Here is a 23,408-nt window from a genome sequence, read left to right on the forward strand (position 1 = left end):
ACGGAAGCTTCCTTCGAGACCGTTTCACCGGCCCCTCCGGGCTTTCCCTTCGTTGTGTTCCGACTCTATCAGAAGATTTCCGGTCGGAATTACCACCCGTTTTCCGAGCACGCACGTTTCCGTGGGTTCTCGTCCAAGCGGTCGTGCCAACCTACTGGACCGCTCTGCACGGAGCAAATCGGGGGTAGGGATCCGGACGGGTGTGCGGACGGTACGCCTCAGGCCGAATCACCACTTGCCATGACTTAGGCTGCTGTCGCGGCTGGCCGTCCGGTGACAGGCAGTGACGGCCCTCGATACTCCGCACCTAGGAGGCTTCCTCATGACGACCGTTTCGTCTCCCCTCGCCGGCCGGGCCATCGGGCTCGCGGCTGTGCCGGACCCCGTGTTCTCCGGCGCCATGGTGGGTCCCGGTACGGCGATCGACCCGGTGCGCGAGCCCGGTGAGGCGGTGGCTCCGGTGGACGGAGTGATCGTCTCCCTGCACCCGCACGCCTTTGTCGTCGTGGACGACGAGGGCCACGGGGTGCTGACCCATCTTGGCATCGACACCGTGCAGCTCAACGGTGAGGGTTTTGAACTGCTCGTGGCCAAGGGCGACACCGTCGCCCGCGGTGACGCGGTGGTGCGCTGGGACCCGGCGGGAGTGGAGGCGGCGGGCAAGTCGCCGATCTGCCCCGTGGTCGCGCTGGAGGCCACCGCGGACGCGCTGGCCGGACTGGTGGAGGCCGCGGACGTGGCCGCCGGCGACACCCTTTTCAGCTGGAAGTAGGGGCGGGACCGATGGAGACAACGCTTCAGGGTGTCGGTGTCAGCCACGGAGTGGCGATCGGCGAGGTACGGCACATGGGCACCGCGGTGCTGGAGCCCCCGGCCAAGCAGATCGCGTCCGGGGACACCGCACGCGAGCAGGGCCGGGCGCGGCAGGCCGTCGAGGCGGTCGCCGCGGATCTGAAGGCGCGCGGCAATCTGGCCGGCGGTGAGGCGCAGGCGGTGCTGGAGGCGCAGGCGCTGATGGCGCTCGACCCCGAGCTGCTGGCGGACGTGGAGCGCCGGGTGGCGGTGGGCAGCACCGCGGAGCGGGCGGTCTACGACGCCTTCGCCTCCTACCGGGCGCTGCTGGCGAATGCCGGGGAGTACCTGGCGGGTCGGGTCGCGGACCTGGACGACGTGCGGAACCGCATCGTGGCCCGGCTGCTGGGCGTGCCGATGCCGGGTGTGCCGGACAGCGACGAGCCGTACGTGCTCATCGCGCGGGACCTGGCACCGGCGGACACCGCGCTGCTGGACCCGGCGCTGGTGCTGGGCTTCGTGACCGAGGAGGGCGGGCCGACCAGCCACAGCGCGATCCTGGCGCGGGCGCTCGGGGTGCCTGCGGTCGTGGCGCTGCCGGGTGCGGGCGAGCTGTCCGAGGGGACGGTCATCGCGGTGGACGGCAGTACGGGCGAGGTCTTCGTCGAGCCGGGCGCGGAGAAGGTGGCGGCGCTGACCGCCGCGGCGGAGGAGCGCAAGGCCGCGCTGGCGGCCGCTTCCGGGCCGGGTGCCACGTCGGACGGGCACAAGGTGCCGCTGCTGGCGAACGTCGGCGGGCCCGCCGATGTGCCGGCCGCGGTGGCGGCGGGCGCGGAGGGCGTCGGGCTGTTCCGTACCGAGTTCCTCTTCCTCGACGACTCGGCGCAGGCGCCGTCGGAGGAGAAGCAGGTCGAGGCCTACCGGCAGGTACTGGAGGCCTTCCCCGGCGGCCGGGTCGTGGTGCGGGTGCTGGACGCCGGCGCCGACAAGCCGCTGGACTTCCTGACGCCGGCGGACGAGCCGAACCCGGCGCTGGGAGTGCGGGGTCTGCGGTCGCTGCTGGACCACCCGGAGGTGCTGCGCGGGCAGCTGCGGGCGCTGGCGACCGCCGCGGCCGGGCTCCCGGTGTATCTGGAGGTCATGGCGCCGATGGTGGCGGACCGCCAGGACGCGAAGGCGTTCGCGGACGCGTGCCGCGAGGCCGGGCTGTCGGCGAAGTTCGGTGCGATGGTGGAGATCCCGTCGGCCGCGCTGCGGGCCAGGTCGGTGCTCCAGGAGGTGGAGTTCCTGTCGCTGGGGACGAACGACCTGGCGCAGTACGCCTTCGCCGCGGACCGCCAGGTGGGTGCGGTGGCGCGGTTGCAGGACCCGTGGCAGCCCGCGCTGCTGGACCTGGTGGCGCTGGCCGCGGAGGCGGCCAGGGCCGAGGGCAAGAGCTGCGGTGTGTGCGGTGAGGCTGCGGCGGATCCGCTGCTGGCGTGTGTGCTGACGGGTCTGGGTGTCACCAGCCTTTCGATGGGTGCGGCGTCGATTCCGTACGTGCGGGCGACGCTGGCGAAGTACACGCTGGCGCAGTGCGAGCGTGCGGCGGCGGCCGCGCGGGCGACCGACAGTGCCGACGAGGCGCGCCGGGCCGTGCAGGCGGTGCTGTCCGGCGAGTAGCCGGGCGGTCCTGCGCGGTGGTGCGGAATGCTGCGGAGGGCGCTTCACCTGCGGGTGGGGCGCCCTTCCGCGTGTGCGGGCCGGCGGGCCGTCAGCCGTCGTAGGGTCCGGGGCCGGGGTGCGGGGGCGGCAGGTCGAGGCCGGCGCGGTAGCGCACTCCGGGCTCGGGCGGGAGGACGTCGCCGGTCTCGGGGTCGGTGCAGTAGGCGTCGAAGACCTCTGCCTCGGTGAGGGGGTGGGGTCCGTCGCGGTGCAAGGACCAGCCGCGGACGGTGTCGATGCCGCGGGAGTCGGTGGTGCGCAGGACGAGTCCGCCGGGGCGGGCGGTGAGGCGGGCGGCGGCCATGACCGTGCACAGGGCGGTGGTTTCGGCGTCGTCGAGGTCGATGCCGCCGTCTGCCGTGGTGGTGGCCTGGGCGGCGGAGAGCAGGGGCGGGCCGTCGTCGGGGGGCAGGCTGGCCACGAGGTGGTGGCGGCCGGGACCCGCGGCGGCGAGCAGGCGCAGCAGGGTGTGGGCGGCGAGGTCGAAGGCGCAGTGGGCGAATGCCTCGCCGCAGTCGGGGCACCGGCCCGCGGCGGCGAGGAGGTCCGCGGCGCGGTCCCGGGTGGTGCGCAGGTCCGCCGCGCGGGCGAGTCTGGCGCGCAGGTGGCGGAGGGGCTGGCGGGTGTAGTGGACGGCGGGGCCGGTGGTGCTGATCTCGGCGGTGTAGCGGACGCGGGCCTCGGGGGTGTCCGGTGGCCTGCGGGTGTCGGCGCAGTGGTCGGCGAACCGGTCCGGGTCGAAGAGGGTGACGGCGATGCCGGCGCCCTGGGCGTGCAGGGAACGGAGCAGGGCGTCGAGGTGCCGCAGGTACGTTCCGTAGTCGGTGAAGGGGAAGCTCCGGTAGCCGGTCATGGTGGTGAAGTCCTGCTCGTCGAGGAGCAGTCCGACCACGGGTGGGGGCTTCGCGGCGCAGCGCCCGGCGGTAGGCGGCGCGGCCGGGCGGGCGGCGGCGCGCCCTGGTCCGTACCGTTTTGCGGGTACGTGAGCGGCTGCCGCCGCCGGCGCCGGTGGTGGTCCGGGCGGCTTTGTGCGTGTGGCCGGTGTTCTGCATGGCTCCCCCTGCGAGCGGATTCGGTGTGCTCTCTACTGCTCACCGACTGTAACGGGGGCCACTGACAACGCGACCTCTTCCGGTGCCGGCGCGGGGCGGGCGAGGCGGCGCAGGACCAGGCGGCGCTGGAGGAGCGCGGCGGCGGCGAGGACGGCGCCGAAGCCGATCCAGCCCGCGGGCCCGCCGGCCAGGACGACGGAGGTGACGAGCAGCGGCCCGACGCAGCGGGCGACGGACTGCGCGAGGCCGTACACGCCGACGTAGGCGCCCTGGGCCTCTTCGGGGGCGAGGCAGACGGACAGCTCCCAGCCGACGGCGGACTGGACCATCTCCACGACGGTGAAGGCGACCGCGGAGGCCAGCACCGCGGCGGTCGCCGCCCACCGGTCGTGCACCACGGCGGCGGCGGTGACCAGGCCGGACAGCAGCAGCCAGGCGGCCACCGGGCGCAGCGAGTCGGCGGCGACGCGGGCGGTGGTGGCGAAGCGGGACATCCGGACCTGGAGGAGGACGACGATGACGGTGTTGATGACGAAGACGCTCGCGGCCAGTCCGTGCGGGGCGTCGGTGCGGGTGAGGATCCACAGCGGCAGGCCGACGGTGAGGGCCACGCCGTGCAGGAACATCGCGGCGTCGAGGAGGGCGTAGCCGAGGTAGCCGGCGTCCCGCCAGGGGCTCGCGGCGGCGGGCGGGGTGCGGGGCGTCGAAGCGCCCGCGGCCTCGTGGGAGGTGACGGTGCGGGTGGCGGAGGGCGGTTCGGCGCAGCGGGCGACGAGGAGGGCGACAACGAGGAAGGAGAGGCCGTCGCCGAGGAGCAGCAGGCGGTAGACGGTGGTGGTGCCGACGGCCAGCGCGGCGGAGGCGGCCAGACCGCCGACGGTGTAGCCGACGTTGACGACGGTGCGCTGGACGGCCTGGTAGCGGGCGCGGTCCTGGCCCGCGACGCGGGCGGCGAAGAGCTTGGTGAGGACGGAGGCGGAGCGTTCGCCGAAGCTGCCGACCGCGACGAGCGGCAGCAGTTGCCAGAAGCCGTGGGCGAGCAGCAGGAGCAGGCCGGAGGCGGCGCGCAGCAGTTGGACGGCGAGCAGGACGCGGGTGAGCGGGAGCCGGTCGGCGAGGCGTCCGGCGAGCGGGGCGCCCGCGACGCCCGCGACGCCGCCGAGGCCGAGCAGCAGGCCGGTGCTGCGGGTGTCGAGCCCTGCGACGACGACGAAGTACAGCGCGGTGACGGAGTACCAGAGGCCGGAGCCGGTCTTGTCGACGAGGTTGATCCACAGCATCCGGCGGCCGTCCGGGCCGCCGGGTATCTCCGGGAACTTCAGTGCCTTCGCTGCCCGCTGCACGATCGGTGCCCCCTGCACGGCGTCACGTCCTTCGCCCGGTGGCGCGGACCGGTTCCCGGCCCTTGCCAACTCTTTTGTATTGGTACATACTCTGTCTTGTGGCAACACAATATGCGATCGAGGGCGGTACGGCCAGAGAGATTGCCGCGTCCGCCGAACAGGCCGTCGCCGAGGGCCGGTTGCGGCCCGGTGAGTCGCTGCCGCCGGTCCGGGCGCTGGCCGGGACGCTCGGCGTGAGCCCCGGCACGGTGGCGACGGCGTACAAGGAGCTGCGCGGCCGCGGCATCGTCGTGACCCGGGGGCGCGGCGGCACGGTGGTGGCGCCGGCCCCGGTGGTGACCTCGCGGCGCCCACCGCGGGTGCCCGAGGGGCTGCGCGACCTCGCGGGCGGCCACCCCGATCCGGCGTTCCTGCCCGATCTCGTGCCTCCCGGGCGGCTCTCCCCGGGGGCCAGGTCGCACCGGGCGTCGCCGCGGCTCGCGGAGCTGGAGCAGCTGTCCCGGGCGTGGTTCGAGCGGGACGGGGTGCCCGGCGGCCAGGTGACCTTCGCGCACGGCGCGCTGGACTGCATCTCACGGCTGCTGTCGGTCGAGCTGCGGCCCGGCGACGCGGTGGCGGTCGAGGACCCGGGCTTCCACCATCTGCTCGACCTCGTCCCGGCGCTGGGCCTGCGCACCCTCGCGGTGCCGGTGGACGACGAGGGGATGGCGCCCGCGGGCCTGCGGGCGGCGCTGCGCGCGGGGGCGCGGGCGGTCGTGCTGTGCCCGCGGGCGCAGAATCCGTACGGCTCACGGCTGTCGGCGGGCCGCCGGGCCGAGCTGCTGGAGGTGCTCGCCACGGCGCCGGACGTGCTGGTGGTGGAGGACGACCACAGCGCCGACACCGCGGGCGGCCCGCTGCACTCCCTGGTGACGGCGGGGCAGGACGGGCCGGGGCGCTGGGCGCAGGTCCGCACCGTCTCCAAGCACCTGGGCACCGACCTGCGCTGGACGGCGATGGCCTGCGACCCGGTCACGCTCGCGCGGCACGACGGGCGGCTGCTGCTCACATCCGGCTGGATCAGCCATGTGCTGCAGGAGACGATCGTGCGGCTGATGTCGGACCCGGCCACCACCGCGCTGGTCGCCGCGGCCGCGGTCGCCTACGAGGAGCGGCGCACGGCGCTGCTGGCGTCCCTGGCCGCGCAGGGCATCGGCGCGCACGGGGTGAGCGGCTTCAACGTGTGGGTGCCGGTGCGGGACGAGTCCGCGGTGGTCAACGGGCTGCGGTCGCGCGGCTGGTGGGTCGCGGGCGGGGCGCGCTTCCGGATCGGCAGCATGCCGGGCGTGCGGATCACCACCGCCGACCTGGAGCCCGCGGACGGCGCGCGGCTGACGGCCGACTTCGCGGCGGTGCTCGCCGACTCGGCCCAGACCTACGGCGGTTGAGGCGGCCCCGGCGCGCCGCCCCCTCCCCCGTACCGCTCCCCGCCGCCGCTACTCCCCCCGCCCGGCGGCGCGTTCGGCGCCGAGCCGCTCGTAGAAGCGCAGCACCGTCAGGTCGTCGACGGAGCCGGGGTTGACGGCGCGGTCCAGCGGGGTGCCCTGGAGCAGCCGTTTGACCGGGACCTCGATGCGCTTGCCGGTGAGGGTGTGCGGCACGCCGGGCACCTCGATGACCTCGTCGGGCACATGGCGCGGCGAGAGCTGCGAGCGCAGCGCCCCGGCGATCCGGTCGCGCAGCGCGTCGTCGAGCTCCACCCCGTCGGCGAGCCGGACGAACAGCGGCATCCAGTAGCCGCCGTCCGGCTCCTCGATGCCGATGACCAGGGACTCGCGGATCTCCGGGAGCCGCTCGACGACCTCGTAGATGTCGGCGGACCCCATGCGCACGCCCTGCCGGTTGAGCGTGGAGTCGGAGCGGCCGTGGATGACGACGGTGCCGCGCGAGGTGCGGGTGATCCAGTCGCCGTGCCGCCACACGCCGGGGTACATCGAGAAGTAGCTGTCGTGGTAGCGGCTGCCGTCGGGGTCGTTCCAGAAGCGCACCGGCATGGACGGCAGCGGGTTGGTGACGACCAGCTCGCCGACCTCGTCGACGACCGGCTCGCCGTTCGCGTCCCACGCCTCCAGGCCGGTGGCCAGGCACGGCGCCTGGAGTTCGCCGACGTGGACCGGCAGGGTCGGCACACCGCCCGCGAAGCAGCTGCACACGTCCGTGCCGCCGCTGACGGAGGCGATCCACAGGTCCTCGGCGACCTCGTCGTGCAGCCAGCGGAAGCCGTCGGGGGGCAGGGGCGAGCCGGTGGTGGCCACACAGCTCACCCGCGACAGGTCGAAGTCGCGCCCCGGGTGCACACCGGCCTTGCGGCAGGCGACGACGTAGGAGGCGGAGGTGCCGAAGACGGTGGTGCCGGTCTGCTCGGCGATGCGCCACTGCGCCTCGATCGACGGGTAACCGGGGCTGCCGTCGTAGAGGACGACCGTGGCGCCGGCCAGCAGGCCCGACACCAGGAAATTCCACATCATCCAGCCGGTGGAGGTGTACCAGAAGAAGCGGTCGTCCGGCCCGAGGTCGAGGTGCAGACCGGTCTGCTTGAGGTGTTCGAGCAGGATGCCGCCCTGGGACTGGACGATCGCCTTGGGCAGGCCCGTGGTGCCGGAGCTGTACAGCACCCACAGCGGGTGCTCGAACGGCACCTGCTCGTAGGCGGGTTCGGGGTCGCCGGCGATCAGCTCGCGCCATTCCAGGGCGCCTTCGGGCGCCGGGGTGTCCAGCAGCGGGATGTGCACGGTCGCGCGCAGCGAGGGCAGGCCCGCCCGGGTCTCGGCGACGACCGCGGTGCGGTCGTGCTCCTTGCCGCCGTAGCGGTAGCCGTCGACGGCGAACAGCACGACCGGCTCGACCTGCTGGAAGCGGTCCAGGACGCTGCGGGCGCCGAAGTCGGGGGCGCACGAGGTCCACACGCCGCCGACCGCGGCGGTGGCCAGCAGCGCGACGGCCGCCTGCGGGGTGTTGGGCAGGTAGCCGCTGACCCGGTCGCCGGGGCGGACGCCGAGGCGGCGCAGGGCCGCGGCGAGCGAGGCGACCTGCCGGGACAGCTCGGCCCAGCTGAGGATGCCGGTCTCCATGCGCTCGTCGACGTACAGCACGGCGGGCAGGTCGCGGCGCGCGGCGTCGAGCGCGGGACGCAGCGCGTGCTCGGCGTAGTTGACGGTCGCGCCGGGGAACCAGCGGGCGCCGGGCATCGCGTCGTCGGAGAGCACCTGCTCGTAAGGGGAGCCGAAGCGTACGTCGTACCACTCGGTGAGGGCCTGCCAGAAGGTCCGGCTCTCGCGCACCGACCAGTCGTGCAGGGCCGCGTAGCCGCCCTGGGGGTCGTCGGGGCGTACGGCGGGGGCGCCGTGCCGCTCGTGGGCCCAGTTCTGGAAACGGGTCACCTGCGCGCGGGCGACGCGCTCGGGGCCCGGGGTCCAGAGGGCCTCGGGGGCGCGGTCGGCTTCGGCGGGGCTGGTCATGGGCGGCTCCAGGACGGTCCACAGCACGGCTGGTCAGGACGATGCCATGCCGGCGGCCGGATCGCCAGGGCGGTCGCCCACAGGGTGCGGGCCCCCGGTGTGGCGTCCGCCACCGCACCCGAAGGTGAACACCGGCTGAACGGGCGGCGTGTCGTGCGAAGGCAGTGAAAAGCTGGGGCCATGGATGCACGGGACCTGCTGCGGTCGGTACGGATGGCGGGTTCCGCCCAGGGGCGGCGTACGGTGGCCGCGGCATGGCGGCGGAAGCGCACGGATGCCAGGGACCTGCCGCCGTACGGCACCGAGCGGGCCCGGGTGCCCGGGGCCGCGGTGCGGGCCGAGCCGATGCCGGGCGGCGGCACCGTGCACTTCGCCCGGTCCGTGCTGCGGGTGCGGGTCGCGGCCGGCGGCGCGGTCTTCTGCGGCTGGGACGGCGCGGCGCCCGAGCCGTCGTACGCGCTGGCGGGCCCCTCGAAGTGGGGCCCGGCGCCCGGCCTGGCGGACGGCGGCTGCCCGGAGGCCGACCCGCGGGCGCTGCTGGAGCCGGACCCGGACGGCTGGCGGGTGGTGTCGGAGCGGGTGACGGTCCGGGTGTCCGCGCACGGCGCGGTGGAATTCCGCACCCCCGGCGGTCGGCTGCTGCGGCGGGAGCTGCCGCCGCGCTGGTGGGATCCGGCGGGCGCGGCGGAGGGCACCCGCGGGGCGCGCTGGGTGCAGCGCTCGGAGACCCCGGCCGACGCGCGGGTGTACGGGCTGGGCGGACGGGCCGCGGGCCCGCGGCTGGCGGCGGGCACCTACCGGTTGTGGAACACCGACCCGGGCGGCTCGTTCGAGCCGGGCGACGACCCGCTGTACATCACCATGCCCGTGCAGCTGCTGGTCTCCGACGCGGGCTGCCACCTGGTCTTCCACGACAACACGTGGGACGGCCGGGTCACCCTGCGGGACGGCGAGGAGGGAGCGGGCTCCGGGCACGACCGGCACGGCGGCTGCGAGCTGCGGATGGACGGCGGCCCGCTGCGCTACTGGGTGATCGCCGGTACGCCGTCCCGGGTACTGGCCGGGTGGACGGCGCTGACCGGCCGCCCGGCGCTGCCGCCGCGCTGGGCGCTGGGCCACCAGCACGCCCGGTGGGGCTTCGGCAGCGAGCAGGAGGTGCGCCGGGTCGCGGCGGGCTACCGCGAGCACGGGCTGCCGCTGTCGGCGCTGCACCTGGACATCGACCACCTCGACGGCCACCGGGTCTTCACCGTGGACCGCGCGAACTTCCCCGACCTGCCGGGCCTCGCCCGCGACCTGCGGGAGCAGGGGGTGCGGCTGGTGTCGATCGTCGACCCGGCGGTCAAGCGCGAGCCGGGGCTCGGGGCCTACGACGGCGGGCGCGCGGTGGACGCGTTCGTCCGCGACGTGCGCGGGCGCGAGGTGCGGGGCGTGGTGTGGCCGGGCGAGGCGGTCTTCCCCGACTTCACCGACCCCGCGGTGCGCACCTGGTGGGGCGGGCTGTACGTGGAGCGGCTCGCACAGGGCTTCGCCGGGGTCTGGCACGACATGAACGAGCCGGTGTCCTTCGCCGCGTTCGGCGAGCCGACGCTGCCGCGCTCGGCGCGGCACGCACTGGAGGGCGCGGGCGGCGACCACCGGCAGGCGCACAACGTCTACGGCCTGGCGATGGCGGCGGCGGGCTACCAGGGCCTGCGCGAACTGCGCCCTGAGCAGCGGCCCTTCCTCTTCTCGCGGTCGGGCTGGGCGGGCATGCAGCGCTACGGCGGCACCTGGTCGGGCGACGTCGCGACCGGCTGGGCGGGGCTGCGCGCCTCGCTCGCGCTGGTGCTGGGGCTCGGGCTGTGCGGGGTGCCGTACTCGGGCCCGGACGTGGGGGGCTTCACCGGGTCGCCCTCGCCGGAGCTGTATCTGCGGTGGTTCCAGCTGGGCGCGTACCTGCCGTTCTTCCGCACCCACTCGGCGATCGACGCGGGGCGCCGCGAGCCGTGGGAGTTCGGGCCCGAGGTGCTGGAGCACGCCAGGGCCGCGCTGGCGGAGCGGGCCAGGCTGCTGCCGTACCTGGACACCCTCGCGCACGTCGCGCACCGCACCGGCGCCCCGTACGTGCGCCCGCTGTGGTGGAATTCGCCGGGCGACCGGGCGCTGCGGGACTGCGGCGACGCCTTCCTGCTGGGCGACTCGCTGCTGGTGGCGCCGGTGCTGGAGCCGGGGGTGACGATGCGTGCGGTACGGCTGCCGCGCGGGCTGTGGTACGACACGGCGACCGGCGAGGCGCACCGCGGCCGGACCCGGGTGCGGATCGCGGCGCCCCGGGGCCGGATCCCGGTGCTGGCCAGGGCCGGGGCGGTGCTGCCGGTCGCGGGCGAGGGCGGGGCCGTGGAGCTGGAGGCGTGGGCGCCGCGCCGGGACCGCAGCGGCGGCGGGGTGCTCTTCACCGGCGACCCGGACGGCTGGGGCCGGCCGCGGATGGAGCGCTTCGTGTCGCGGTGGGCGGACGGGGCCGTGGTGGTGGAGCGGGACGGCGGCGAGGAGCCGGGCTACACCGTACGGGTGCGCGGCGCCGGGTCGTAGCCGCCGCCGAACCAGCGGCGGGCGGCCAGGGTGTGCAATGGGAAGCCCAGCTCGCGCGGGGCGCGCAGCAGCTGGTGGCCGTCGGTCTCGTCGGTGGGCGCGGACGGCGGCAGATCGGCGGCGGGGCGTTCCGGCAGCAGCCCGAAGAGCAGCAGGTAGCCGCCGGGCTCGTCGGTGAGGGCGTCGGCGAGGCAGACGTCGGCGGGGTCGGCGGCGATGCCGGTCTCCTCGGCCAGCTCCCGGGTGACGGCGTGCTGCCAGCTCTCGCCGTGGTCGACGAAGCCGCCGGGCAGGGCCAGTTCGCCGCGGCGCGGCTCGATGGTGCGGCGGATGACGACGAGGGAGGTGCCGCTGCTGTCGCGGACGGGCAGCAGGGCGACGGCGACCGGCAGCGGGTTGCGGTAGGCGACGGTGCCGCACGCCGGGCAGTGCCGCGGCCAGGGCGCCCCGGCGGGGTAGGACGCCCCGCACGCGGAGCAGTGGGAATTCTTCACCGGGGGCGCGGGAGGGGTCGCGGACACGCCGGGACTGTATCCGATCGCCTGTCGCGGCGGGCCCCATCCCTGGTATCCCAGGGGGATGCCGAAACTCACGACTTTACTGCGGGCACTCGTCCTGCCTCTCGCCACACTGGCCGCGGTCACCGTCACCTCCGCGGCGCCCGTGCAGGCGCGTCCGGAGCCCAAGGCGCCCGCGCAGTTCGTCGCGCTGCGGGACGTGGATCCGACGATCGTCCAGGAGATGCGGTACATCACCCCGCACAACTTCACCGGCGCCCCCGTCGACGGCTACCGCAAGGCCATGTGCATCCTGACCCGCCCGGCCGCCGAGGGCCTGCACCGGGTGCAGCAGGGGCTGCTGCGGCGCGGCTACTCGCTCAAGGTCTACGACTGCTACCGCCCGCAGCGGGCCGTGGACGACTTCGTCGCGTGGGCCGCGGACCTGGACGCCACGCAGATGAAGGCGGAGTTCTACCCGCAGGTCGACAAGACCCGGTTGTTCGCGGACGGTTACATCGCCGCGAAATCCGGGCACAGCCGCGGCAGCACCATGGACCTGACGGTGGTGCCGCTGCCCGCGCTGCCGACCCGCCCCTACCGGCCCGGTGAGCCGCTGACGCCCTGCTACGGGCCGAAGGCCGAGCGCTTCCCGGACAACTCGCTGGACATGGGCACGGGCTTCGACTGCTTCGACACCCTCGCGCACACCCTGGACCCGCGGGTGACGGGCGTGCAGCACGCCAACCGGATGCTGCTGATGGACGCGATGCAGGCGCAGGGCTTCACCAACCTGCCCGAGGAGTGGTGGCACTACACGCTCGATTCCGAGCCTTTCCCCGACACGTACTTCGACTTCCCCGTCGACCGCAGGTCCCTGACGTCCTGACGGTTCGGCCCGAAGGACTCCAGCGCCACGGGCGCCCCGAGCAGCGATCCGATCGCCTCGCTCCAGCGGGTCGGTTCGCCGCCCGGGGTGTCCCACAGCGCGGGCGCGGCGCGCAGCAGCCGCGCCGTCAGCGCGGCCTGCCGCTCCAGGTCGCCGGGGGGACCGGCGGGCAGGTGCTCGACCAGTTCGCCGTCGATGCCGTAGCCGCGGCAGATCCGCAGGGACGGGAAGCGGCCCGGGGCGTCCAGATGGGTCACGGCGAGCGCGTCCACTCCCCCGCAGACCTCGACGGCGTAGGCGTGCGCGACCGCGTCGAAGTGCCCGGTACGGAAGGGGCCCTGCCAGCGGCCGTCGCCGTTGTGCGGCTCGGGCAGCAGCGCGGCCAGCTCGGGATCCTCGGTGACCAGCGGGCCGGGCCCGTGCCGGGTGGTGTAGCTGCGCACCACGCCGAGCCGCAGCCCCTCCCCCGCGGCGCCGGCCTCGGCCAGCAGCGTCTCGGCGTTGCCGAAGGTCGTCGTCGACCAGGTGGTGTACGGGTGGAAGCCGTGCCACTCGTCGAGCAGGACGCCCTGGGCGCCCTCGAAGACCAGCGGCCCGCGCCGGGCCAAGCCGCGCAGCGCGTCGTCGCCGGTGAGGGTGACGGCGCCCGCGAAGGCCGCGTACGCCTCGGCGCACGCCTCTACGGGCGGGGCGGGCAGCGGGCCGAGCTCGTCGGCGAGCCGGTCGCGCAGCAGCCGCAGCCGGCGCAGCAGCCGGGGGCGGGAGGCGCAGTCGCCCGCGGTCGGCGCGTCGCCGGGGTGGGCGAGGGCGTAGCGCGCGGTCTCCCCCACGCCCATGCCGCACGAGCCGTGCCGGGCCGCGCCGCGGGCCAGCTCGCGCAGCCGGCCCACGGCGGCGTGGTAGGGCGTGGCCAGCGGTGCGGCGCGGTCGACGGAGAGCAGCGCGTACGGGTCGGGCAGGCCGAGGCTGCGCAGGTGGTCGGCCTCGGCGGCGAGGGCGAGCGGGTCGACGGCGGTGAAGCGGGACAGGTGGGTGGGCACCCCGTGCAGGGCGCCCGAGCCGAACTGGGCGAAGGTGTGGTGGCGGCCGTCGGGCGTGACGACGTTGTGGGCCGCCTGCGCCCCGCCGTTGAAGCGGACGACGGCGCTGACGCCGCCGCCGCGGCAGAGCCGGTCGACGGTGGCGCCCTTGCCCGCGTCCCCGAAGCCGAGGTCCACCACGAGGGTGTGGGGGCGTCCGCCGGGGACGCGGGCGGTGCTCATCGCCGGTCCGACAGGGCTCGGGCGACCGAGTCGACGGCGTCGGAGCCCAGTTCGGCGAGGTCGGCGAGGCCGGTGGCCAGGTCGATGGCCTCCTCGCCGAGGCCCACGGTCAGCGCGATGGTCTCGCACACCGCGTCGAGGTCGTCCAGCTCGATGACGTTCTGGCCCAGCAGGCGGCGCCACAGGGTCAGTACGTCGGTGTTGCCGGCGTGCGAGGCGCCCGCGGGGAGGATGTAGAAGACGTGGAATTTCCGCTTGAGTTCGGCCAGCACGTCCTGGACCGGTATGTCCTGCGGGATCGTCTCGCCGAGCACCGCCTTCACCTCGCGGGCCTTGACCTTGCCGTAGGGCATCTCGTCGCCGATGAGGAAGAGGTAGCCGCGGCGGCCGCGCTTCTCGTGGCAGTCCAGCGAGGTGTGCCGCGCCATGGCGTAGAGGGCCAACTCGTAGGACTCGGTCATCTGGCCGCCGCCCCCGCCCTCCAGCAGGATGTTGCCGAGGTCGTCGTCCATCCGGTTGTCGGACTCGAACTGGCCGATCTGGAGCGGCACCCGGTCGCACGTGGCGTCGCCGACCGCGCCGAAGAGGATCTGCGGGTCGGGGGTGTAGCCCTTGCGCAGCAGCAGCCCGAAGAGGTCGGGGAGCTTGGTCTGCAGGGTGCGCGGGACGCCGCCCATGGAGCCGGTGACGTCGAAGAGGACGGCCACGGCGAGCGAGGTGGGGTGCTCGTCGGAGTCGCGGCTCTCGCGCACCGTCAGGCCGTGCGGGTCGAGCGACTGGTGGGCGCGCCAGGTGTCGCGCGGCGAGCGGCGCCGCACGGAGTCGCTGTAGGCGAAGGCGCCGGTGCCGGAGGCGGCACGGTAGCGCTCGGCGGCGTCGTAGACATCGGTGGACCAGCGTCCGCTGCCCATGGTTTCCCCCTGGGTGTGGTGTGTGTGCGTGTGTGCGGTGGCCGCCGCTCCCGGTGGCCGGGAGGGGCGCGGTGCCCGCGCGCGGTTCGTGCCGTACGGTCAGCCCGCGGGTGCGGGCGGCATCGTGAACGGCCGGAAGGTACGCGGGCCGTAGAGGCGTTCCAGCAGGTCGTCGAGTTCGGCGAGCAGCGCCCAGGCGTCCTGCGGGCGGCGGTGCTGCTCGGGCAGGGTGCAGCCGCGCAGGAAGGCGCGCAGCGGTGCGGGGGCCCGGTCGCCCATGAGGCCGGCGATGCAGCGGGCGGCGAGGTGGAGGTCGGTGGCCGCGGTCGCGGGCCGGTGGGCCGGCGCCTCCGGCGGGTAGTCGGCGGCGTGCCGGAAGACCAGGACGGGCAGGTCGGTGCCGGCCGCGGTGGCGTAGCACCAGTCGACGAGCGCCACGCCGTGCAGGGCGGGGTGGATCAGGACGTGTTCGGGGAAGACCGCGCCGTGCACCAGCCCGGCGCGGTGCGCCCAGCCGAGCCCGGTCAGCAGCCGCCGCCACATCCATGCGGCGTCCCGGGGGTCGAGCCCGCCGGGGTGGGCGGCGGCGACCTCGGCGAGGGTGCGGAAGCCGTCGAGCGGTTCGAGGGCGTTGACCCGGCGCGGGCCGCCGTCCCCGCCGGGCTGCTCGAAGCTCTCGATCAGGGCGGGGGCGTAGGCCCGGTGGCGTTCCTCGCCGACCCTGCGCAGCCGGGCCAGGATGTCGGCCTCGTGCTCCAGCAGGTCGTTGTCGCGCGGATGCCGGGCGGTCTTCAGGACGGCGGTGCGGTGCTCGCCGCCGTCCTCGTAGCGGGCGGTGAGCAGCGTGGCGAGGTCGCCTTCGGTGAGTGCGGGGCCGGGGGCGTACGTGTGCCGCGGGGTGCGGCCCGACGATCGGGACGGGAGGTCGGGGGCAGCGGGGCCACGGGGTGTCGCGGGGACGGCTTCGAAGTCGGCGCCGGAGGCGGCGTCCGGGCCCGTCACGGGGTGTCCCCGGTGTCGGGGCCGGGGCGCAGCAGCGCCGGGTGCAGCAGCCGGGCGTCCCCGGCGCGGTAGAGCCGGGCCCGGGGGCCGCCGCGGCTGCCCGGGCGGGCGGCGGTCTCGCCGGTGGGCTCGACGAAGCCGGGTACGGACAGGACCTTGCGGTGGAAGTTGCCGGCGTGCAGCGGGGCGCCCCACACCGTCTCGTAGACCGCGCGCAGCTCGGAGACGGTGAACGTCTCGCCGAGGAAGGCGGTGGCCAGCGGGGTGTACTCGATCTTGGCCCGCGCGCGCTCCAGGCCGTCGGCGAGGATCGTCGCGTGGTCGAAGGCGAGGCCCCCGCCGGGTGCGGGCGCCTCTCCCGGCGGGACGGGCCGGCGGCCGGTACCACCCCCGTAGGTTCCGGACCGCCGACCCTGCTCGAAGGGACGCGCACGCACCGTGTCCGGTTGCTCCGTCGCTGCAATTGCCTGCGCAATTGCTTCGACCGGCAGCCACGCCGCGCCCGCCGCGTCACCACCGGGCCGCGCGTCGGGCAGGCCGGGGGCGAAGGCGAGGTAGGCGACCGAGACGACGTGCATCCGCGGGTCGCGCGCCGGGCTGCCGTACGACCCGAGCTGTTCGAGGTGGACGCGGCCGAGCGCCGCGGCGTTAAGGCCCGTCTCCTCCGCCAGTTCGCGGGCCGCCGCCTCGTCCAGCGACTCGCGGCCGGCCCGTACGAAGCCGCCGGGCAGCGCCCAGCGGCCCGCGAAGGGCTGTTCCCCGCGCTGCACGGCCAGTACCTGGAGGCCACCCGCGCGCAGGGTCAGGGCGACCACGTCCACGGTGACCGCGATCGGGTCGAAGGCGCGCGGGTCGTACGCGGCGAGGAAGCCGCGCTCGGACTGCGTACCCTCCGGCTCGGCCATGGCCACCGCCCCCTCTCCGCCGCACGGCGTTGTTCTCAAGGTGAGTCTTTCTCGCTTGGAGAAGAACATACCATCCGGCTCCGGCACCGTCCACGCGGTTTCCGTCTCTGATTTCCGCCCGGGATTTCCGCGCTGTACGCCCGCTTGACGCTCCGTCACCGCCGGGCAACACTTCCGGCAGCGCGAGGCGGGGCGGCGTGGGGGGTTCGCGCACGCCGCGGATCCGCGCGCCCACCGCCGGCCGGGCCGGCATCCACCGGGCAAGGGAGCGCGACATGAGCGGCACCGTCCCCACCCAGGCAGCCACCCCGCCGGCCGCACGCCCGGCCGCCGGTCCGCGCGCCCGCGCGGACCGGCCGGAGGCCTACGTGGCCGCGATCGACCAGGGCACCACCTCCACCCGCTGCCTGGTCTTCGACGCCGCGGGCCGGGTGGTCGCCGCCGACCGGCGCGAGCACCGGCAGATCCTGCCCCGCCCCGGCTGGGTCGAGCACGACGCCACCGAGATCTGGGCGAAGGTGCAGGCCGTCGCCGCGGGCGCGCTCGCCAGGGCGGGGCTGCGGCCCGACCAGCTCACCGCGCTCGGCATCGCCAACCAGCGCGAGACGGTCGTGCTGTGGGACCGCGCGACCGGCCGCCCGGTGCACAACGCGGTGGTCTGGCAGGACACCCGCACCGCGGGGCTGTGCACAGAACTCGGCGGCGCCTACGGGCAGGACCGCTTCCGCGAGACCACCGGGCTGCCGCTCGCCCCCTACTTCTCCGGTCCCAAGATCGCCTGGCTGCTGGAGCGCGTGCCGGGCCTGCGGCACCGCGCGGAGAACGGCGAGATCGCCTTCGGCACCATCGACTCCTGGCTGGTCTGGAACCTCACCGGCGGCCCCCGCGGCGGGGTGCACGTCACCGACGTCACCAACGCCGCCCGCACCCTGCTGATGGACCTGCACACCCTGGACTGGGACCCGGCGATCCTCGCCGCCATGGACATCCCCGAGGCCGTCCTGCCGCGGATCCGCCCCTCCGCCGAGGTCTACGGCACCGCCACCGGGCGGCTCGCCGGGGTGCCGGTGGCCGCCGCGCTCGGCGACCAGCAGGCCGCACTCTTCGGGCAGACCTGCTTCGACCTCGGCGAGGCCAAGAACACCTACGGCCCCGGAAGCTTCCTGCTGCTCAACACCGGCGGGCGGCCCGTACCGTCGGCGAGCGGGCTGCTCACCACGGTCGCCCACCAGCTCGGCGGCGAGCGCCCGGTGTACTGCCTGGAGGGCTCCATCGCGGTCACCGGCGCGCTCGTGGAGTGGCTGCGCGACCGGCTCGGCCTGATCCGCTCGGTCGACGAGATCGAGCCGCTCGCCGCGAGCGTCCTGGACAACGGCGGCGCCTACGTCGTCCCCGCCTTCTCCGGTCTCTTCGCGCCCTACTGGCGGTCCGACGCGCGCGGGGTCATCACCGGCCTGACCGCGTACGTGACACGGGCGCACCTGGCCCGGGCGGTGCTGGAGGCCACCAGCTGGCAGACCCGCGAGGTGGTCGACGCCATGCAGCGCGACAGCGGGGTGCGGATCGCGGCGCTGCGCGCGGACGGCGGGATGACCGGCAACGGGCTGCTGATGCAGCACCAGGCCGACGTGCTGGGCGTGCCGGTCATCCGCCCGGTGGTCCGCGAGACCACCAGCCTGGGCGCCGCCTACGCGGCGGGCCTGGCGACGGGCGTGTGGGACGGCCCGGACGAGCTGCGGGCGCACTGGCGCGAGGACGCCCGGTGGGAGCCCGCGATGGGCGGGGCGGAGCGGACACGGGAGTACGCGCGCTGGAGGAAGGCCGTCCGGCGCAGCCTGGACTGGCTGGACGGCGACGAGCCCGAGGTGCGGCCGCGCCGCCCGCGGGTCGGCTGACGGCGGGTCACGGGCCCGGGGGCGTCAGGGGGCGGCGGGCGCCCGGCGGGCCGAGGCGTGCGCCGCGGCGCGCTCCACGACGCTGACCAGCACCCGCTTGACCGACTCGCGCTCGCGTGCGTCGCACAGCACCACCGGCACCCCGGGCCCGAGGTCCAGCGCGTCGACGACGGCCTCCGGGGAGTGCAGCCGGACCCCGTCGAAGCAGTTCACGGCGACCGTGAAGGGGATGTCGCGGGTCTCGAAGTAGTCGACGGCGGCGAAGCAGTCCGGCAGCCGGCGGGTGTCGGCGAGCACGACCGCGCCCAGCGCGCCCTGCGCCAGCTCGTCCCACAGGAACCAGAAGCGGTCCTGGCCGGGGGTGCCGAAGAGGTAGAGCACCAGGTCGTCGCGCAGTGTGATGCGGCCGAAGTCCATCGCGACGGTGGTGGTGCGCTTGGCCTCCACGCCGGTGAGGTCGTCGACCGGGCGGCCCGCCTCGGTCAGCAGCTCCTCGGTCCGCAGCGGCCTGATCTCGCTGACCGCGCCGACCAGCGTGGTCTTTCCGGCGCCGAAGCCGCCGGCGACGAGCAGTTTGAGGACGACCGGGTCCGGGGCGGACGGCCGGCGGCGCTCGGCGTGGACGATGGCCATGGATCTCGTCTGCTTCTTCCTGCGGGGGGAACGGCGGTGGGAACCGGAAGGACCGGAAGGCTGCGGCGGTGGGGACGCCGGTGGAGTTGCCGGTGGGGACCGGGGACGGAAACGGTAGCGGAAAACCCGCCCGCCGCGGGGCGGTTCGCAGCGGTACGGGAGGGGTGGGGCGGGGCGTGACTAGAGGGCCCGCAGGCCGTTGATGACATCGCGCAGGATGCTCTCGTCGGGCAGTTCGGCGGGCGGCACGGGCGGACGCACCGTCACATGGCCGGCGTCCAGCAGGTCGCCGACGAGCACGCGGACGACACCGACGGGCAGGTCGACCTCGGCGGCGATCTCCGCGATCGAGGCCGGCTGCTGGTGGCAGAGCCGGACGATCTCCACCTGCTCGGGGGACAGCGAGACGTCGTCCTCCGGGTCGGCCGGATCGGCGCCGCCGTCGCCCGCGCCACCGGAGGCCGCGACCACGAGGGCGATCAGGTCCAGCTTCGCCTCGGCCGCGTGGCTGGTGCGCCCGCGGGTCATCGCGTAGGGCCGTACCACCGGCCCTGCCGCGTCGTCGTACCAGCGGTCCGATTCAGCCGTCATGTCACCGTGTCACCCCGCTCCCGCTGGTCGCTCCTGCCCGGTCCTTCCGCGTGTACGCCGCGCCGTCGTGCGGCGGGGTGGTTCAGCCCGCCGCGCCGCCGTGCTGCCGCGGGGCGGTGCCCAGGTGCACGCCGACCCGCTTGACCAGCAGCGCCATCTCGTACGCCACCTGGCCGACGTCGGAGTCGGCGTCGGCGAGCACGGCCAGGCAGCTGCCGTCGCCCGCGGCGGTGACGAAGAGGAAGGCCTCGTCCAGCTCGACGATGGTCTGCCGGACCTGCCCGGCGGCGAAGTGCCGCCCGACGCCCTTGGCCAGGCTGTGGAAGCCGGAGGCGACCGCCGCCAGATGCTCCGAGTCCTCGCGGGTCAGCCCGTCCGAGGCGCCGGTGGCGAGGCCGTCGCCGGAGAGCACCAGCGCCTTGCGGACGCTGGAGACCCGCGTCACCAGGTCGTCCAGCAGCCAGCTCAGCTCACGTGTCGGGCTCGATGGTGCGGTCATCGACCGTTCCCCTCAGGTGTCGTTCTGGTCGTTCTCGTCACTGACGTCGGTGCAGCCGGTGCAGCCGGCTCGGTCGGCGCCGTCGGCTCGACCGCCCCGCCCGCGGGCTCGTCGCCGGCGGCCGGGGCCGCGTCGGGCGCGGGGGCCGGTCCCTCGCCGGGGGCGGTCTCCGCGGCACGGCGGCCGCGCTGCCAGCCGCGCTGGATGGACGCCATCCGGGCGCGGACCTCGTCGGCGGAGCGCTCGGGGGTGCCGCCGCCCTCGGCGTCGCCCGCCGCGGGGCGCGGGGCGCCGCCGCGCAGCTGCGGGGCGAGGCTGGCCTGCCGGACCCTGCGGGGCAGCGAGCTGCCGGGCCCGTCCGCGGCCGCCTCCGGCTCTCCCGGCTCCTGCGGGGGCTCGCCCGCGGGCAGCGAGGGCACGGCCGTGACGGCGCGGGGCTGCCGGGTGCCGGGCGACGCTTCTTCCGGGTGGCCGGCGGGGTCGGCCGCGGCGCCGGAGTCCTCCGCGTCCGGCGTCCCGCTCCCGCCCGCCGGGTCCTCGTCGGGCGAATTGCCGAGCGGGCGGCGGGCGCGGTCGGAGATCAGCACCGGGGTGCCGGTGCCGCGCGGGCGGCGCCTGGGCAGCGGCAGCGGGTCCGGGGCCGCGTCGGCGCCGCTGCCGGGGGGCAGTTCGGCCGGGTCGACGAGGGCGTCCAGGCCCCGGCCGAAGGACGCGGAGAGCGGCTCGTCGGGGTGGGCGGAGTGCTCCTTGCGGTGCTCGCCGCCGATGTCGTCGACACCCTCCAGGCCCCACTGGCGGAAGGTGTGCTCGGTGTCCCCCGCCGGGTCGAGGCCGCCGAGCCGGGGCGTGCCGGACACGGGGGTGGACCCGGTGTCCTCGGCGGTGTCGCTGAGCAGCGTGTCGGGGATCATCACCACGGCGGTGGTGCCGCCGTACGGGGACTGCCGCAGCGAGACGCGTACGCCGTGCCGCTGGGCGAGCCGGCTGACCACGAACAGGCCGAGCCGGTCGGTGTCCGACAGCTCGAACTCCGGGGTCTCGGCGAGCCGCAGGTTCGCCTCCAGCAGCGCGTCGGGCGTCAGGCCGAGGCCCCGGTCGTCGATCTCCAGCACGAAGCCGTTGGCGGCGGGCTCGCCGTGCAGCTTGACGGTGGTGTGGGGCGGCGAGAAGACCGCGGCGTTCTCGATGAGTTCGGCCAGCAGGTGGGTGAGGTCGGCGACGGCGGCGCCCGCGACGGCCAGCCGCGGCAGCCGGCGCATCTCGATCCGCTCGTAGTCCTCGACCTCGGCGATGGCGGCCCGCACCACGTCCATGAGCTGCACCGGCTTGCGCCACTGCCGGGAGGGCGCGGCGCCGGACAGGATGACCAGGCCCTCGGCGTGCCGCCGCATGCGGGTGGTCATGTGGTCCAGCCGGAAGAGGTCGGCCAGTTCCTCGCTGTCGTCGGTGCGGCGCTCCATGGCGTCCAGCAGCGTGAGCTGGCGGTGGAGGAGGACCTGGCTGCGGCGGGCGAGGTTGACGAAGACCTCGGAGACGCCGTTGCGCAGGCTGTTCTGCCGCACGGTGGCCTCGACGACGGCCCGCTGGAGGGTGTTGAGCGCCTTGCCGACCTGCCCGATCTCGTCGTCCGGGTACTCCAGCCGCGGGACCTCGGTCTCGACGTCGATCTCCTCGCCGGCCGCCAGCCGCCGCATGACCTGCGGCAGCCGGGTGCCGGACACCTCCTGCGCGTCGCGGCGCAGCCCGGTGAGGTCGCGGATGAGGCCGCGCCCGATGCGTACCGACACGAACAGCGTGGCGATCACGGCGACCAGGCCGATGCCGCCGACGAAGACCGCCTCGGCGATCGTGGTCGTCGCGATCGGCGGGTCGGTGTCGCCGAACCGGCTCTGGACGGCGTCGTCCAGCTTGTTCAGGTCGTCCATGGTGGTCGCGGCGACCGACGGCCAGGACTGGTGGGCGGCGACGATCGGGGCGTTGTCCACGCCCGCGGCGATGACCGCGTCCTCGGCGGCGCGCAGCGTCTTGCCGTTGCCGTCGCGCCAGTAGGCGTCGTAGCCGGCGCGCTGGTCGTCGCCCAGCAGCCACAGGCTGGACTGGTAGTCGTCGCGCTGGTCGGCCACGGCGAAGGTGAAGGACTTCAGCTCGGCCGCGCTCATGTGCCCGGCGCTGATGGCCGCGGCCATCAGCGCGTCCTCCCGGCTGATCTGGTCGCGGGCCATGCTCAGCTGGATGGCGGCGTGGTGCTGCTCGTCGCGCCGGAAGTCGTTGTAGGGGTTGAGCGACTGGAAGAGCTGGAAGGCCGGCGTGATCATGTCGTTGTACGCCGTGTAGACGTCGTTGCGGCTGATCTTGCCGTCGTCCGCGCGCTGCCGCAGCGAGGTGAGGCTCTCGACGTCGGTCAGGAAGGCGTCCAGCCGGCGCCGGGACTCCGCGGTCAGGTCGCCGCGCACCCCGGTGGTGCTGATCCGGGTGCGCATCTTGGCGATCGAGCCGTCGGTGACCTGCTGCTGCTTGGTGTAGCCGATCCTCGCCTGGGAGTCGCGCGGGTTGGCCGCGTAGATCATCGCCGCCCGGCGCTCCTGCTGGAGGCTCTGGGTGGCGGCGATGCCGGGATATCCGATGTCGTCGGCGACCCGCTTGACGTCGGGCCGGTCGAGCAGCTCCCTGCCCGTCACCACGGCGGCGAACGCCCAGATGACGGTCAGCGACGCCAGCGGGATCAGCAGCAGCGCCACGATCTTCCGCCGGATCGTCGTACCGCGAAAGCTCATGGCCTCCCCAACGGTTTCCCCCTGTGGGGGCGGTTCACGCGTCTCGCGCGTCCAAACGGCGTGAGCCTACTACCGCCTCAGAGGTAACTCGAAAGTATGTATGTGAGTTGGGCAGGTCTGCGGCGAAACGTTCCCCGGAATGCACCGGGAGGTTTCGGGGCAGCCACTCATCATGGACGTGCGACAGCGGAACGTCTGGGTCGAGGAGCCCGCCAGGCGGCCACGGATGGCCGACCCGGTGCGGGCCGCCGCGGTGCGGGCGGTGCTGATCAGCGCCGTCGCGCTGGTGCAGGGCATGATCGACGTGCTGCTCGCCGTCGGGCGCTCGTGGCTGTCCGCGCCGATGCTGCTGACCACCGTGCTGACGTCGGTGGTCGCGACATGGGCGGTGCTGGACGTGTGGGTGACCCGGCAGGTGTGGAACCAGCGCAACGGGGTGCTCTCCAGCCCCAGCAGCGCCGCGCGGGCCCGGCGCGCCGAACGGCGCAGAGCCCGGCGGGAGGGGCGTGCGGCGGCGCCGCCCTCCGGCACGGGAGGGCGGCGGCGCCCGCACATACCGCGGCACCTCGGGGTGTGACGCGGCGGCCG

The 23,408-nt window shown here is 75.1% G+C and carries 19 protein-coding genes; 7 read left to right on the forward strand and 12 right to left on the reverse strand.

The window, feature by feature from the left end; all coding sequences use genetic code 11:
- The first annotated feature begins 322 nt into the window (after positions 1 to 322).
- Both ACH4SL_RS31730 and ptsP read left to right on the forward strand, forming a co-directional pair.
- Positions 323 to 772 carry a PTS glucose transporter subunit IIA gene (locus tag ACH4SL_RS31730; RefSeq protein WP_398179383.1) on the forward strand — a complete coding sequence of 150 codons (450 nt, stop codon included), beginning with the start codon at positions 323 to 325 and terminating at the stop codon, positions 770 to 772.
- Positions 773 to 783: 11 nt separating this feature from the next.
- Positions 784 to 2,454, forward strand: coding sequence for a phosphoenolpyruvate--protein phosphotransferase (gene ptsP, locus ACH4SL_RS31735; RefSeq protein WP_398452047.1), 1,671 nt, complete (start codon positions 784 to 786; stop codon positions 2,452 to 2,454).
- A gap of 91 nt (positions 2,455 to 2,545) precedes the next feature.
- Here the strand turns inward: ptsP and ACH4SL_RS31740 are convergent, their stop codons facing one another.
- Together ACH4SL_RS31740 and ACH4SL_RS31745 are read right to left on the reverse strand one after the other, a co-directional pair.
- The gene (locus ACH4SL_RS31740) at positions 2,546 to 3,388 is read right to left on the reverse strand and encodes a hypothetical protein (protein WP_398452050.1); all 843 of its coding nucleotides are present in this window, start codon (positions 3,386 to 3,388) and stop codon (positions 2,546 to 2,548) included.
- 192 nt (positions 3,389 to 3,580) lie between these two features.
- Positions 3,581 to 4,909, reverse strand: a complete 1,329-nt coding sequence (locus ACH4SL_RS31745; RefSeq protein WP_398452053.1) for an MFS transporter — start codon at positions 4,907 to 4,909, stop codon at positions 3,581 to 3,583.
- An 80-nt stretch (positions 4,910 to 4,989) separates the two neighbouring features.
- Here ACH4SL_RS31745 and ACH4SL_RS31750 point away from each other — a divergent pair, with 80 nt between their 5' ends.
- A complete protein-coding gene (locus ACH4SL_RS31750) occupies positions 4,990 to 6,318 on the forward strand; it encodes an aminotransferase class I/II-fold pyridoxal phosphate-dependent enzyme (RefSeq protein ID WP_398452056.1) in 1,329 nt (442 codons plus the stop codon).
- 48 nt (positions 6,319 to 6,366) lie between these two features.
- Here ACH4SL_RS31750 and ACH4SL_RS31755 read toward each other — a convergent pair whose 3' ends face one another.
- A complete protein-coding gene (locus tag ACH4SL_RS31755) occupies positions 6,367 to 8,388 on the reverse strand; it encodes an acetoacetate--CoA ligase (RefSeq protein WP_398452058.1) in 2,022 nt (673 codons plus the stop codon).
- Positions 8,389 to 8,568: 180 nt separating this feature from the next.
- On the opposite strand from ACH4SL_RS31755, the gene ACH4SL_RS31760 reads away from it, so the two are divergent.
- Positions 8,569 to 10,962 carry a glycoside hydrolase family 31 protein gene (locus ACH4SL_RS31760; protein WP_398452061.1) on the forward strand — a complete coding sequence of 798 codons (2,394 nt, stop codon included), beginning with the start codon at positions 8,569 to 8,571 and terminating at the stop codon, positions 10,960 to 10,962.
- Here ACH4SL_RS31760 and ACH4SL_RS31765 read toward each other — a convergent pair.
- Entirely contained in the window at positions 10,929 to 11,483 is a 555-nt protein-coding gene (locus tag ACH4SL_RS31765; RefSeq protein WP_398452064.1) for an NUDIX domain-containing protein, read from the reverse strand. The genes ACH4SL_RS31760 and ACH4SL_RS31765 overlap by 34 nt on opposite strands.
- A 58-nt stretch (positions 11,484 to 11,541) precedes the next feature.
- On the opposite strand from ACH4SL_RS31765, the gene ACH4SL_RS31770 reads away from it, so the two are divergent.
- A complete protein-coding gene (locus tag ACH4SL_RS31770) occupies positions 11,542 to 12,348 on the forward strand; it encodes a M15 family metallopeptidase (protein ID WP_398452067.1) in 807 nt (268 codons plus the stop codon).
- Here ACH4SL_RS31770 and ACH4SL_RS31775 read toward each other — a convergent pair.
- The 4 genes from ACH4SL_RS31775 to ACH4SL_RS31790 all read right to left on the reverse strand — a co-directional run bounded on the left by ACH4SL_RS31775 (position 12,273) and on the right by ACH4SL_RS31790 (position 16,428).
- Positions 12,273 to 13,610, reverse strand: coding sequence for an adenylosuccinate synthetase (locus ACH4SL_RS31775; protein WP_398452071.1), 1,338 nt, complete (start codon positions 13,608 to 13,610; stop codon positions 12,273 to 12,275). The two genes, ACH4SL_RS31770 and ACH4SL_RS31775, sit on opposite strands and share 76 nt — an antisense overlap.
- The gene (locus tag ACH4SL_RS31780; RefSeq protein ID WP_398452074.1) at positions 13,607 to 14,521 is read right to left on the reverse strand and encodes a hypothetical protein; all 915 of its coding nucleotides are present in this window, start codon (positions 14,519 to 14,521) and stop codon (positions 13,607 to 13,609) included. The genes ACH4SL_RS31775 and ACH4SL_RS31780 overlap by 4 nt, the downstream gene beginning before the upstream one ends.
- Positions 14,522 to 14,620: 99 nt before the next feature.
- Complete coding sequence (locus ACH4SL_RS31785) at positions 14,621 to 15,523, reverse strand: molecular chaperone DnaJ (RefSeq protein WP_398452077.1); 903 nt, start codon at positions 15,521 to 15,523, stop codon at positions 14,621 to 14,623.
- Positions 15,520 to 16,428, reverse strand: coding sequence for an NUDIX hydrolase (locus tag ACH4SL_RS31790; protein ID WP_398452080.1), 909 nt, complete (start codon positions 16,426 to 16,428; stop codon positions 15,520 to 15,522). The genes ACH4SL_RS31785 and ACH4SL_RS31790 overlap by 4 nt, the downstream gene beginning before the upstream one ends.
- A 275-nt stretch (positions 16,429 to 16,703) precedes the next feature.
- On the opposite strand from ACH4SL_RS31790, the gene glpK reads away from it, so the two are divergent.
- Positions 16,704 to 18,323, forward strand: a complete 1,620-nt coding sequence (glpK, locus tag ACH4SL_RS31795) for a glycerol kinase GlpK (RefSeq protein WP_398452083.1) — start codon at positions 16,704 to 16,706, stop codon at positions 18,321 to 18,323.
- A 24-nt stretch (positions 18,324 to 18,347) separates the two neighbouring features.
- Here glpK and ACH4SL_RS31800 read toward each other — a convergent pair whose 3' ends face one another.
- The 4 genes from ACH4SL_RS31800 to ACH4SL_RS31815 form a co-directional block, all read right to left on the reverse strand.
- Complete coding sequence (locus tag ACH4SL_RS31800; protein ID WP_031525414.1) at positions 18,348 to 18,956, reverse strand: ATP/GTP-binding protein; 609 nt, start codon at positions 18,954 to 18,956, stop codon at positions 18,348 to 18,350.
- Positions 18,957 to 19,136: 180 nt separating this feature from the next.
- Positions 19,137 to 19,547: a DUF742 domain-containing protein gene (locus tag ACH4SL_RS31805; RefSeq protein WP_398452087.1), complete on the reverse strand. Its 411-nt coding sequence runs from the start codon at positions 19,545 to 19,547 to the stop codon at positions 19,137 to 19,139.
- Between the two features lie 82 nt (positions 19,548 to 19,629).
- On the reverse strand, positions 19,630 to 20,046 hold the full coding sequence (locus ACH4SL_RS31810) for a roadblock/LC7 domain-containing protein (protein WP_398452090.1): 417 nt from the start codon (positions 20,044 to 20,046) through the stop codon (positions 19,630 to 19,632).
- Positions 20,043 to 22,820: a nitrate- and nitrite sensing domain-containing protein gene (locus ACH4SL_RS31815; protein WP_398452093.1), complete on the reverse strand. Its 2,778-nt coding sequence runs from the start codon at positions 22,818 to 22,820 to the stop codon at positions 20,043 to 20,045. Before ACH4SL_RS31815 ends, ACH4SL_RS31810 begins: the two co-directional genes overlap by 4 nt.
- 172 nt (positions 22,821 to 22,992) lie before the next feature.
- On the opposite strand from ACH4SL_RS31815, the gene ACH4SL_RS31820 reads away from it, so the two are divergent.
- Positions 22,993 to 23,397: a hypothetical protein gene (locus tag ACH4SL_RS31820; RefSeq protein ID WP_398452096.1), complete on the forward strand. Its 405-nt coding sequence runs from the start codon at positions 22,993 to 22,995 to the stop codon at positions 23,395 to 23,397.
- The last annotated feature ends 11 nt before the right edge of the window (positions 23,398 to 23,408 follow it).

The sequence above is a fragment of the Streptomyces sp. NPDC021020 genome, from assembly GCF_044333285.1.
GTDB lineage: Bacteria > Actinomycetota > Actinomycetes > Streptomycetales > Streptomycetaceae > Actinacidiphila.